Genomic DNA, 11,858 nt, shown 5'->3' on the forward strand with positions numbered 1-11,858 from the left:
AAGTCAAGGCGGCGTTGCCAACGCCACGTCTCGAACTTCTGGCCCAAGCGGGCCACCCCCACTCAGGCGGGAACCGGCGCGTGCTCCGCGATCAGCTTCTCCTTCTTCAGCTCGGCCCAGAAATCGGCCGGAATCTTCACCTGCATGGATGCGATGTCCTCCTGGATCTGCCGCGCCGTGCGCGCGCCCACCAGCACCGCCGACACGGTTTGTGGCGCCGAGGCGAACTGCAACGCGGCGGTGCGCAGATCGATGCCGTGGCGGCGGGCAATGGCGTCCAGCCGTGCGCGCCGGTTGCGCAGATCGTCGGTGATCGTGCCCAGGTAGTCGATGCGCTCCACGCCGGCCAGGAAGCCGACATTGAGCGGAGAACCCACGACGATCGACACGCCACGCTCGGCGCAGGCCGGCTGCAAGCGGTTGAGCGAGTCCTCGTGGCGCACCAGCGTGTACTGGGTGGCCGACAGGAAGATGTCCGGGTCGCTTTCCTTCAAGATGCGCAGCGCCGGCTCGATCGCGTTGACGCCGAGGCCCCAGGCCTTGATCAGCCCCTCCTCACGCATGCGGATCAGCTCCGGCATCGCACCCTTGAGCGCGATGTCGAAGTACTCGGTCCAGCGCTCACCCATGTCGCGGTTGTCCGGCGACAGATCGTGGATGAACACCATGTCGATCCGCTCCACGCCCAGCCGCTGCAGGCTGTCCTCGATCGATCGCCTCACACCGTCCGCGGTGTAGTCGTAGACCCGGTGGAACGGCGGCGGCTCGGGCCAGACCTTGCTGTCGGGGGGATTGCCCGCCTTGAGCAGCCGGCCGACCTTGGTCGAGAGGATGTACTCGTCGCGTTTCTGCTCGGACAGGAACTGCCCCATGCGCCGCTCGCTGCGGCCGATGCCGTACCAGGGTGAGGTATCGAAGTAGCGCACGCCGCCCGCCCACGCCGCCGCCAGCGCGCCCTGCGCATCGGCGTTCGGGGTGGGCTTGAACGCGCCGGCGAGCGGCACGCCGCCCAGCCCGAAGCGGTGGCGCGGGCGGTAGTGACGGCCGGTGGTCTCCGACGCATTCCGAGGCAGGGTTCCCGCACGCACGGCGGGTGCGGCGGCCTGCGCCGCGTGCGTGAACGCGGGGGAGGTCGCCAGAACACCAGCGCTGCTGGCGAGGGTCGAAAGAAACTGACGGCGTGTGGTCATGGCGTCTCCTGGACGAGAACCAAGGTACGCACCGACCCGATGCCGCTCCAAACCAAAGAGGGCATGTACTCATGCGCGAAGTGGATGGATGACACGTCGCGTCACGCCCAGGACAGACGGGGTTTTGAGAGACATTGGAGCGGGTAATGACCAACCAGTCCGGTCGCTCAGGCGGCGGCGAGGGCGTTGATGTCTTGGTTCTCGAGCAGGCGCTGGGGTGCGCCCTGCTTCGCCACCCGGAGCATCGCGCGTCCGACCCGCTCGGTCGTCGTGATGGCCCTGGGAAGGAGTGTCTTCAAGAGGGGAGAGAGCGGTCCCACCACCCGGTAGATGGCCCGGTACAGCGGCGTCTTCGACGTCACGCCGTGCATCGGTTGGATGAACCCCGGGCGGAACATGTATGCGGCCTTGAAGGGCAGTTGGAACAGCGCGTTCTCGGTCTCTCCCTTGACGCGCGCCCACATGGAGCGGCCCTTCGCGGAGCTGTCGGTGCCGGCACCCGACACGTAGATGAACGTCATGCCCGGGTTGAGCCGCGCCAACGTGCGCGCCGCCGCGAGCGTGAAGTCATACGTCACGCGCCGATAGTCCGGCTCCTTCATCCCCGCCGAGGACACACCCAGGCAGAAGAAGCACGCGTCGTAGCCCGAGAGTTCCGCCTCCACGGTGGAGAAGTCGGTGAAGTCGCGGTGCACCAGCTCGGTGAGCTTCTCGTGCCGCTGCCCCGTCTCGCCGCGCCCGACCACGAGGACCCGCTCCACCTCGGGGTCGAGCAGGCACTCGCGCAGCACGCCCTGTCCGACCATCCCCGTCGCGCCAAAGAGAACAATCTTCATGTCACCGAACCCCTGAGTGGATGTCAGTCGAGCTTCGTGGAGACGATGGGGTGCCGCGCCGCGGTGTCCCAGGGCAGGCTCGGCCACCAGCGCTCGAGCGGCGATGGAGCGCCCGGCTCGATGCTCTGGCCGGGCCTGGGCACGACGACCGTGTCGTTGCCCTGCGCGGCCGCCGCGAGCACGCGCTCGATGGGCTCGGTCCAGCCGTGGGCGGCGAGCGTGAACAGCCCCCAGTGCACCGGCAGGAGGACCCGGCCCTGGAGCATCCGGTGGGCGAGCACCGCCTGCTCGGGTCCGATGTGCCAGTCGGGCCAGGCGCTGTGGTACTGGCCCACCTCGATCATCGTCACGTCGAAGGGCCCCAGGCGCGCGCCAATGTCCTTCATGGCCGGGAACAGCCCGGTGTCCCCCGAGTAGTACGCGCGGTGCTCGGGGCCGTGGAGCGCGAAGCCAGCCCACAGCGTCGCGTCCTTGTCGATGCCGGTCCGCCCCGAGGCGTGGCGCGCCGGGGTGGCGGTGATGTCGAGCCCGCGGACCCGCGTGTGCTCCCACCAGTCGAGCTCGACGATGCGCGCCTCGGGCACGCCCCACGCGGCCAGGTGCGCCCCCACGCCGAGCGGCACCACGAAGGTGGTGTCCCAGTCCTTCATGGCCGAGACGGTGGGCTGGTCCAGGTGATCATAGTGGTCGTGCGAGATGACGACCGCGTCGATGGGCGGCAGCTCCGAGAGCGCGACGGGCGGGGCATACCACCGTTTGGGGCCCACCCAGCTCAGTGGCGAGGCGCGCTCGCTCCAGATGGGATCGGTGAGGACGCGGTGGCCGTCGATTTCAATCAGCGTCGTGGAGTGCCCGAGCCACGTGACGCGCAGCCCCGTGGCCGGCGGTGTCTCGAACCGGTGGCGGTCGCCGGGCAGGGAGGGCAGCGGCTCGGCGGGGCCCACGTCGGGACTCGCCTTGAACATGGCCGACAGCGAGCCCCACCAGTCATTCCAGAGCGGCTGCGGGTTCTCGAAGTGCCCATCCTGCCATTGCGGCGAGCGCTCCATCCGCGTGCGTCGCGCACCGCTGGCACGAGCGCCCAGGGCGGTCCATGCATCGGCGGCGATGGCGGCGAGGACGACGGCCAGCAGCCCTCCCGCCACGAGTCCCGTGCGCGCCAGTCTGCTGCGGATCTTCATGGGCTTCACCGGCTCCTCGGAGGGACACGTGCCAGGATGGCCCGCCCTCTCAATACAAATTGACAAAAGACACAAATCTTGTCAACTTGATCTCATGTCGGATGAGATGAGCCAGGATCGCGACGCGCAACGTCGGGCGGCAATCCTCCAGGCCGCGCTGGAGTGCTTCCTCCAGTTCGGCTACGCGAAGACGTCCCTCGATGACATCGCCAGGCGGGCGAACATCTCGCGGCCGCTCATCTACCGGAAGTTCAAGAACAAGGACGACATCTACACCGCGGTCCTCGAGGATCTCTTCGAGAGGCGCTACCCCCGGGCCGAGCAGGTGCTGGCCTCGCCCGGCTCCCAGCGGGACAAGCTCCTGCGTGTCTACGAGATCCTCCTGATCGAACCGTGGGACGAGCTGATGGGCGCGCCGATGGCGGCCGACTTGTACGAGGTCTGCTCGCGGCTCTTCCCCCAGGTGGAGGCGAAACACGTCCGGCTGCAGCTCAAGCTCACTCAGGCCATCCTGGAGAACAAGGAGCTGTCCGAGGTCTTCATGCTCGCGGTGGAAGGGCTCCAGTCCGACCTGCCGACGACGCGTGTGCTGCGCCGCCGCCTGCAACTGCTCGTCGAGCGTTTCGTCCCTTGAACAGCGCTGGCGCCCGTCAGGAGGCGTGAGGAGGTGGGTCAGCGCGCGGCGCGGCGGCCGGTGTTCTTTTCGCGGATCAACTCCACCAGCGCCTTCAATCCCGCCGGGACGTACCGGTGCCTGGGGTAATACAGGCGAATGCCCGGAAAGGGGGGGCACCAGTCTTCCAGCACGGTCACGAGGCGGCCACTGGCCAGGTCATCGGCGATGTGCCACTCGGACAGGAACGCCAGGCCAACCCCCGCTCGGACGGCCTGGATCGCGGCACGCGGCTCGTTGAGGATCAATCGAGGCGGCAGGTCGATCTCCAGGGCCTCGCCGCGGCGCTCCAACTCCCAGCGATACAGACCTCCGTGCGACAGCCGCATGCGGATGGCGGCGTGGCCGGTCAGGTCATCCGGTGTCCGTGGCTTGCCGTGTTCCGCGAAATAAGCGGGTGAGCCGACGACGACCATGCGCAGGTCATCACTGAGCGGCACGGAGACCATGTCCTGTGGGACCGCTTCGGCCAGGCGGATGCCAGCGTCGAACCCTTCGGCGACGATGTCGATCAGCCGTGCCTCGCTGACGATGTCCAGATTCATCCGAGGATGGCGGTGCAGGTACTCGAGCAGCAAGGGCTCGAAGATCATCAGCACCGCGTCCCTCGGCGCGTTGATTCGCAGCGTGCCGGCCGGAGCCTCGGACTGGCTGTTGATTTCCTCGCTGGCGCCGCGAATCTCCGCCACCGCCGGGGCGATGCGCTGCACGTAGCGTTGGCCGGCCTCGGTCAACGCCACGCTGCGGGTGGTGCGGTTGAACAGGCGCGCCTTCAGCCGAGCCTCCAGCCCGGCCACCGCACTGCTCACCGCCGAGGTGGACATGCCCAGTTGCCTGGCGGCGGCGCGGAAGCTGCCATGACGAGCCACGGCGAGCACGGTCTCCAATTCGATCAGTCCTGAGCGGTGCATGGGGATTGTCCTGATTTCCAGAACGGCCCTTGCAGGATACACCCGATTGTCGGGACGGTCCGCCCCGCGCAGATTGGATTCCGTCGGGTACCACCCTGGCCCTCACTGGAGCCCCTTCTCCACCGGAGTCCCTTCATGGAACGCATCGAGCAGATCTACATCGACGGCGCCTTCGTCACCCCGCATGGCGACGAATGGTTCAACCTGTTCAACCCCGCCACCGAAGAGGTGATCGGCCAGGTGCGACTGGCCGATGCCGAGGACGCGCGTCGCGCCATCGCCGCGGCGAAACGTGCCTTGCCGGCGTTCTCACGCACCACCCGGGCCGAGCGCCTCGCGATGCTCGAGCGCATGCGGGCGGCGGTGGCCGCGCGCGAGGATGAACTGCTCGAGGCCGTCATCAAGGAGTACGGCGCGCCGTCGTCGCGCTCTCGCTGGATGGCGAGACATGCCCACCAGGTGATCGGCGAAGTGGCCGAGGTGCTGGCGCGGTACGACTTCGAGCGCCAGGCGGGCACCGCTCGGGTGGTGATGCAGCCGCTGGGCGTGGCCGGCCTGATCACTCCCTGGAACAACGACGCCGGCTTCATCTGCGGCAAGCTGGCCACCGCGCTGGCCGCCGGCTGCACCGCGGTGCTCAAGCCCAGTGAGATGAGCGCGATCCAGACGCGCATCATCACCCAGGCGCTGCACGAGGCCGGCCTGCCGCCCGGTGTGTTCAACATCGTCACCGGGCGCGGTGACGTCGTGGGCGCGGAGATCAGCGCCTCGCCGGACGTGGCCAAGATCTCGTTCACCGGTTCGACCGTGGTGGGCAAGACCATCCTTCGCACCGGAGCGGAAACCCTGAAGCGGGTGACGTTGGAGCTGGGCGGCAAGTCGCCCATGGTGGTGTTGGACGATGCCGACTTCACCACCGCGGTGCCACTGGCGGTGCAGGCTGGGTTCATGAACAGCGGTCAGGCCTGCATCGCCGGCACCCGCATCCTGGTCCCGGCCTCCCGGCAAGCCGAGTTCGAGTCGTTGCTCGCCCGTGAAGTGCGCGCGACGAAGTCCGGCGACCCGCGCGACGCCGACACCGCCATCGGCCCCATGGTGAGCGCGAAACAGTGGGAGCGCGTGCAGCGCTACATCCGCCTCGGCATCAACGAAGGCGCACGCCTGCTCGTGGGCGGCGAGGGCCGGCCCGAGGGCATGAAGCGCGGCTGGTGCGTGAAGCCCACCGTGTTCACCGACGTGCGCAACGACATGACCATCGCGCGCGAGGAGATCTTCGGGCCGGTGCTGTCGCTCATCACCTACCGCGACGAGGACGAGGCGGTCGCCATCGCCAACGACACGCTCTACGGCCTGCACGGCTACGTGGTCTCTGGCGATCCCCATCGCGGCGCGCGTGTGGCCGCGAGGCTCGAGGCCGGCCGCGTCCTGGTCAATACCCTCGCCCACGAGCCCAAGGCCCCGTTCGGCGGCTTCAAGCAGTCCGGCCTCGGCCGGGAGAACGGCCCCTATGGACTGGAGGCCTACCTGGAACCGAAGGCCGTGGTGGTGGCGGCGTAGTCCCGTTGTTTCCGCGAGTGGAAGCGGCCTCGGGTGCGAAGGGGGCAAGGTGACGCCAGGGCCCCCTGGCTCGCCCACCTGCCCGCTTCGAAGAACGCATCCTCGCAGCGCATCGCGTCAACTCGGACTCACTTTGTCCTCGTTTTTTGCTTGCCGCCTGAAACACGGACTCCTATAGTCCGCGTTATGGCGCACCTCACCACGAGCGTTGAGTACGGCATCCACTGCCTCCTCTGGCTGGTCAACGCGGGCGACACTCCGCTGAGCAGCCGAGACCTGGCCGAGCTTCAGGGCGTATCGCCCACCTTCCTCGCCAAGATATTCCCCAAGCTCGAAAAGGCGGGGATCGTCGTCGCGAGCGAGGGGGTGCGTGGTGGGTACAAGCTCGCCAAGGCCCCGGAGGACATCAGCTTCCTGGAAGTCATCGATGCGATCGAAGGCGACAAGCCGCTCTTCGACTGTCAGCAGGTCCGCGGTCGTTGCGCCGTGTTCGAGGGCAACCCTCCCTCCTGGGCGATGGCGGGCGTCTGCGCGATCCATGCCGTGATGCTGCGCGCGGAGAAGGCGATGCGCGACACCTTGGCGAAGGAATCGCTCGCCGACGTCGCGAAGACTTTCGGCCGCAAAGCGCCGCCTGAGTTTTCAAACGACGTCCAGAAATGGATTGAGGACCGGCTCACCCACCGTGCATCCACGCGGAAATCGCGCACGCACGAAGAGCCCTCCTGAACCGGAAGCGCGGCGTAACGCCGTGAACCACTCGAATTCCTGAATTTTTTTCTCGGTTTCCGCCGGACGACCGAGAAAGCGGCCGTCGTGTATCCGCACGACGGAACCGGAGAGCTGCGTCCGGCTCCCAAAAGAAAGCAAGACAATGAACCAGAAGATCGTCATCGCAGGCTCGGGTTTCGCTGGCATGTGGGCGGCCATTTCCGCCGCGCGCGCCGTGTCGCTGGCGGGCAAACAGAACCAGGTGGACATCATGGTCGTGTCGCCAACCCCCCACCTCCACATCCGCCCGCGCCTCTATGAAGCGGTGATCGAGAACATGTCGCCGGACCTCGCGCCGCTGTTCGAGGCGGTCGGCGTTCGCCACCTCGCCGGCACGGTCGAGGCGATCCATGCCGACCGGCATGAAGTCGAAGTGCTCGGTACCGATGGCGAACGCGTGACGCTGCCCTATGACCGCTTCGTGTTGGCGGCCGGCAGCCGCCTGTTCATGCCGAACGTGCCCGGGCTCAAGGAGCACGCCTTCAACGTCGACCAGCTGTCGAGCGCGAACGCTCTCGACAAGCACCTGAAGGCGCTCGCCCACGAGCCGGAGACGGCCGCCCGGAACACGGTGGTGGTCGCGGGCGGTGGCTTCACCGGCATCGAGACGGTGGCCGAGATGCCCCAGCGGCTGCGCGCCATCCTCGGCCAGGACGCGAAAATCCGTGTCGTGGTGCTGGAACAGGCGCCCGCCATCGGCCCCGATCTCGGGCCGGTTCCACGCCCGGTGATCGAGGAGGCCCTGGCCGAGTGCGGCGTGGAGGTCATCACCTCCACCGGAGCCGTGGCGATCGACGCGAACGGTGTCACCACGTCCACCGGCGAGCGGATCGAGACCCGGACGGTGGTCTGGACCGCCGGCGCGAGAGCCAACCCGCTCGCCGCGCAGATCCCAGGCGAACATGACCGCTTCGGCCGGATCCATGCCAACCAGTATCTGCGCGCCAAGGGCGCCGAGGACATCTTCGTCACCGGGGATGTGGCGATGGTCGCGACCGACGATGAAGGCCACCTCGCGGCGATGTCCTGCCAGCACGCGGTGATCCTCGGCCGCGTCGCCGGCCACAACGCCGCCGCCGAGCTGGTCGGTCTGCCGACCCACCCGTACAGCCAGCCGAAGTACGTCACCTGCCTCGACCTCGGACCCTGGGGTGCGCTCTACACCGAGGGATGGGACCGCCAGGTGAAGCTGACGCGTGAAGCGGGCAAGGCGCTCAAGCGTGAGATCAACACCCAGTGGATCTACCCGCCCAAAGCGGAGCGGAATGCCGCCTTCGCGGTCGCCCATCCGGACTTCGTGATCGCCGCCTGAAGCCCGAAAAGGTGTCGAGGGAGCGTCTTCAGACGCCCCACGGTGCGGGGCCTCAAGCGCTCGCGCACACCGTCCACAACAGCCGCTCGATGACGAGCTTGCCGCTCGCCGAGGACTTGAGCGACAGGTCCGACTCGGCGCACGCCACCAGTGCGTCCAACAGCTCGCGCCGCTTGTAGCGGGCCGCCCCCTGCATCGCGAGGAAGGCCGCATACGGATGCGGCGCCTTGCCCTTGGCCGCCTTGGCCTCCTCCTCCACCCGGGGGAACACCCGCGCCTTGAAGTCGTTGAACGAGCGCGGCACCGAGCCCCCGGCGTACTTCTCCAGCCGATCGTGGTTCTCCAGCATGCCGCGCACGATGGAGGCCACCGCGCCCAGCAGTTGCAGCCCGTGCACCCCCTGCCCCATCGCATCCACCGTGTAGTCCAGCGCCGCCTTCAGGTTGCGATTCTGCAGGGCCTCGGACAGCTCGAAGAACTCCTCCTCGCGCGTGTGCGCCACCAGCAGCGCCACGTCCGCCGCCTCGATGGTGGAGCCCTCCGCGTACGTCGCCAGCTTCTCCAGCTCGGACTGCAACAGCCGCACGTTGCCGCCAATGCGCTCCTTGAGCAGGTCCGCCGCGGCCTTGCTCAACTTCTTCTTGAACGGCCAGAGGAATTCCTCGGCGAGCGGGCCGATCTCCAGGTCCTTGTGCCGCGAGGCCACCTTGCGCTCGACGAGCCGGCCCTTGTCCGCCGCGAGCTTCACCAGCGGGTTCTTCGCGTCCACGTCCGAGGCCGCCATCACCAGCGTGTGCCCCGGCGGCAGGCCCTTCTCGAAGAGGGTCAGCAGCGCGCTCGCATCCCCCTCGGGGGCGCTGATGCGCTCCTCCCGGCAGAACGCGGCCACCTCCTTGAGGAAGAGCAGATCCGCCTCCGCCAGCTCGACGTTGAGCTCCTCCTTCCACTCCTCCGCCGAGGGCGCCCCTGGAGCTTCGGGGTCCAACTGCGCCACGCCCCACCCCGCCCGGGCCGCCAGCGCGAGCAGCCGCCGTGCGCCCTCCTTGCGCTTGCCCGCCGTCCATGCCTCGCGCGCCTTGCCCAGCGCGTTGCCCCGGCCCTTCTTGGGCGCGAGGAACTCCGGGTCGCGCACCAGCACCACCTTGCGCCCGGGAAACAGCGGCATCGTGGCCAGCTCCTGCGCCACCTCGCGCGGCGAGCCCGCGTCCAGCACCGCGAAGTTCAGCCCCGCGGACGCATCCGGCAGCAGCGCCTTCACCAGCTCGTCCGCGCCCTTGCGCACGAGGTACTCCTCGCCCCACAGCAGGTAGAGCGGATGCACCACCTTGCCCGCCCGCGCCTCGTCCAGCACGTCCTCGATGTCCGCGCTCATCGCCCCTCCAGCAATTCAATGAGCATCCGCTCCAGTTGCAGCCGGGGCGAGCCGTTGCGCTCCACGATGGTCGCCCGCGCCTTGTCCAGCAGCGCGTGCCGCCGGTGGAGCATCGACTCGTGCGTGCGCGCCGCCACCTCGTGCGCGAGCGCGTCCAGGTCCCGGTTGGCCAGGCGCTCCCCTCCCACCTTCGCCATCGCCACGTCGCGCGTCCACAGCGAGAGGATGGAGAGCGCCTGCTCCGCGTCCTCGCGCGACTCGCCGAACGTGGCGGCCCAGCGCAGCATCGCGCTCGGCTCTCCGGGCTTGAGCGCCTCGAACGAGGCGATGACGTCCTTACGGGCCGCGAGCGCCTTCAAGTCCAACGCCATGGCCCGGCCGAGGCTGCCTCCGGCCATCACCGCCGCGAGCATGGCCGTCGGCTCGTCCAGCTTGCGCTCCTTCTGGAGGCGCTCGGCCACGAGCTCCACGGGCAGCGGGCCGAAGGACACCTTGGAGCAGCGGCTGCGGATGGTGGGCAGCATCTTGTCCGGAGCCGAGGCGAGCAGGATGAGCGTGGTCTCCGCGGGGGGCTCCTCGAGCGTCTTGAGGAAGGCGTTCTGCGCCTGGGCATTCATCTGGTGCGCGTCCACCACGATGGCCACCTTGCGCTTGGACTCGAGGCCCCGCAGGCAGATGCGCTCGAGCAGGGAGCGGATCTGATCCACGCGGATGTCCCGGCTGGGCGTGGTGGCGAAGTCCGAGCGGCCCGCGAGGCCGCGCTCCACGCGCTCGGCGTCGGGCATGAGCCAGGACACGTCCGGGTGGGCGCCCTTGGCGATGCGGGTGCAGCTCGAGCAGGTGCCACAGCCCACGTCGGGCTGCTCGGGACAGGTGAGCGCCTGGGCGAGCCCCACGGCGGTGAGCTCCTTGCCCACGCCCTCGGGCCCGGCGAAGAGGTAGGCGTGATGAACCGAGCCACCCCGAAGCGCCGACTGGAGCGCGTCGATGGCGCGTGGCTGTCCGACGACCGATGCCAACGTCATGGGGGTGTGTATCCCCGCTCGCGTCCCACCCGTCAACCACTCAGGGGGTAGAGCGCGCCTGGCCCGCCCGGCCCACCCTCCCGGCTCCCGGCCAATGGCGCAGGCGGGCCGTGGCAGGCACCGGGCTCACTTGCTCCAACAGGTGGCGTACGCGGTCCGTCCGCACTTGGCATTGGCGTAGCTCTGGCACTGGCCGTAATCCACGACGCCCGCGCCCACCGCGGACCATTGGGTCGCACTGCTGGTGCACTTCCAGGTACAGAGGCGCGCGCCCGAGTCCCAGCCTTCACACACCGCGCTCTCGGTCGTGCCGAGCTGCTCCTGGGCGTCCATCTCCTCGGGGAGTGGACCGCCACAGGCGGCGAGGAGGACACCAGACACGAGGCCAAGCAGCAGGGTCTTCATCTTCATGGAGCAATCCTTGGGGTAGGAGGGTTCACAGGGGAGCGATGGGGGTGCTCACTTGCTCCAGCACGCGCCATACGCGGTCCGTCCACACTGGCCGTTGGCGTATTCCTGACACTGGCCGTAGCTCACCGTGGCCGAGGTCGTCCACCACGTGGAGTAGCTGTAGCACTGGAAGGAACACTTGCGCGCGCCCGAGTCCCAGCCCTCACACAGGGCGCCCTGGGTCGTGCCGAGCTCCTCCGCCGGTGCCTGAACGTCCTCGGGACCGGGGCCACCACACGCGATCATCAGGCCAGACACAAAACCCAGCATCAGCATCTTCATCTTCATGTGGAGTTCCCCTCTGGAGGCGCCGCTGGAATCGGGCGCGGCAGCGGGTTCTTCTCATAACAAAGGATTTCCTGTTTTACAATGATGAAGCCATTTTCCGCTCTATATGGAAGTTCGGGATAAGGTAAGGCGAAGGCGCACCTCGCTGCCCTCTAAACCGGGGCAGGATCCCCCCCCTCCAAGCCCCAGCCCGTCAGCGCCTGACTGCCCAGCGTTATCGGGGAGTGACAGACCCGCGTGAGTCTCCTTACAGTGGAAGGATGAACTCCCCCCGCTTTGCAGTGCTCTGCCT

12 protein-coding genes are annotated in these 11,858 nt (G+C 68.2%); 4 read left to right on the plus strand and 8 right to left on the minus strand.

Annotated features, from left to right (window positions below; all coding sequences use genetic code 11):
• Positions 1-62: 62 nt before the first annotated feature.
• The 3 genes from D187_RS08160 to D187_RS08170 all read right to left on the minus strand — a co-directional run bounded on the left by D187_RS08160 (position 63) and on the right by D187_RS08170 (position 3,207).
• The gene (locus D187_RS08160) at positions 63-1,190 is read right to left on the minus strand and encodes an aldo/keto reductase (RefSeq protein ID WP_002627339.1); all 1,128 of its coding nucleotides are present in this window, start codon (positions 1,188-1,190) and stop codon (positions 63-65) included.
• 167 nt (positions 1,191-1,357) lie between these two features.
• Positions 1,358-2,026: an NAD(P)H-binding protein gene (locus D187_RS08165; RefSeq protein WP_002627340.1), complete on the minus strand. Its 669-nt coding sequence runs from the start codon at positions 2,024-2,026 to the stop codon at positions 1,358-1,360.
• Positions 2,027-2,049: 23 nt separating this feature from the next.
• Entirely contained in the window at positions 2,050-3,207 is a 1,158-nt protein-coding gene (locus D187_RS08170) for an MBL fold metallo-hydrolase (RefSeq protein ID WP_002627341.1), read from the minus strand.
• 94 nt (positions 3,208-3,301) lie between these two features.
• Between D187_RS08170 and D187_RS08175 the strand changes: the two genes are divergently transcribed.
• The gene (locus D187_RS08175; RefSeq protein ID WP_043428905.1) at positions 3,302-3,841 is read left to right on the plus strand and encodes a TetR/AcrR family transcriptional regulator; all 540 of its coding nucleotides are present in this window, start codon (positions 3,302-3,304) and stop codon (positions 3,839-3,841) included.
• Between the two features lie 38 nt (positions 3,842-3,879).
• Here D187_RS08175 and D187_RS08180 read toward each other — a convergent pair whose 3' ends face one another.
• Positions 3,880-4,791 (minus strand): LysR family transcriptional regulator, encoded by a 912-nt coding sequence (locus D187_RS08180; protein WP_002627343.1) that lies wholly within the window; start codon positions 4,789-4,791, stop codon positions 3,880-3,882.
• Between the two features lie 135 nt (positions 4,792-4,926).
• On the opposite strand from D187_RS08180, the gene D187_RS08185 reads away from it, so the two are divergent.
• The 3 genes from D187_RS08185 to D187_RS08195 all read left to right on the plus strand — a co-directional run bounded on the left by D187_RS08185 (position 4,927) and on the right by D187_RS08195 (position 8,431).
• On the plus strand, positions 4,927-6,348 hold the full coding sequence (locus tag D187_RS08185; protein WP_002627344.1) for an aldehyde dehydrogenase family protein: 1,422 nt from the start codon (positions 4,927-4,929) through the stop codon (positions 6,346-6,348).
• A 186-nt stretch (positions 6,349-6,534) separates the two neighbouring features.
• Positions 6,535-7,077 (plus strand): RrF2 family transcriptional regulator, encoded by a 543-nt coding sequence (locus D187_RS08190; RefSeq protein WP_002627345.1) that lies wholly within the window; start codon positions 6,535-6,537, stop codon positions 7,075-7,077.
• A 145-nt stretch (positions 7,078-7,222) separates the two neighbouring features.
• A complete protein-coding gene (locus D187_RS08195; protein WP_002627346.1) occupies positions 7,223-8,431 on the plus strand; it encodes an NAD(P)/FAD-dependent oxidoreductase in 1,209 nt (402 codons plus the stop codon).
• A gap of 52 nt (positions 8,432-8,483) precedes the next feature.
• Here the strand turns inward: D187_RS08195 and holA are convergent, their stop codons facing one another.
• The 4 genes from holA to D187_RS08215 form a co-directional block, all read right to left on the minus strand.
• Positions 8,484-9,803, minus strand: coding sequence for a DNA polymerase III subunit delta (gene holA / locus D187_RS08200; RefSeq protein ID WP_002627347.1), 1,320 nt, complete (start codon positions 9,801-9,803; stop codon positions 8,484-8,486).
• Positions 9,800-10,828, minus strand: coding sequence for a DNA polymerase III subunit delta' (gene holB, locus D187_RS08205; protein ID WP_002627348.1), 1,029 nt, complete (start codon positions 10,826-10,828; stop codon positions 9,800-9,802). Before holB ends, holA begins: the two co-directional genes overlap by 4 nt.
• A gap of 126 nt (positions 10,829-10,954) precedes the next feature.
• Positions 10,955-11,239, minus strand: a complete 285-nt coding sequence (locus D187_RS08210; RefSeq protein WP_002627349.1) for a hypothetical protein — start codon at positions 11,237-11,239, stop codon at positions 10,955-10,957.
• 48 nt (positions 11,240-11,287) lie between these two features.
• Positions 11,288-11,566: a hypothetical protein gene (locus tag D187_RS08215; RefSeq protein ID WP_002627350.1), complete on the minus strand. Its 279-nt coding sequence runs from the start codon at positions 11,564-11,566 to the stop codon at positions 11,288-11,290.
• Between the last annotated feature and the right edge of the window lie 292 nt (positions 11,567-11,858).

This window comes from Cystobacter fuscus DSM 2262, from assembly GCF_000335475.2.
In the GTDB taxonomy this organism is placed as follows: Bacteria; Myxococcota; Myxococcia; order Myxococcales; family Myxococcaceae; genus Cystobacter; species Cystobacter fuscus.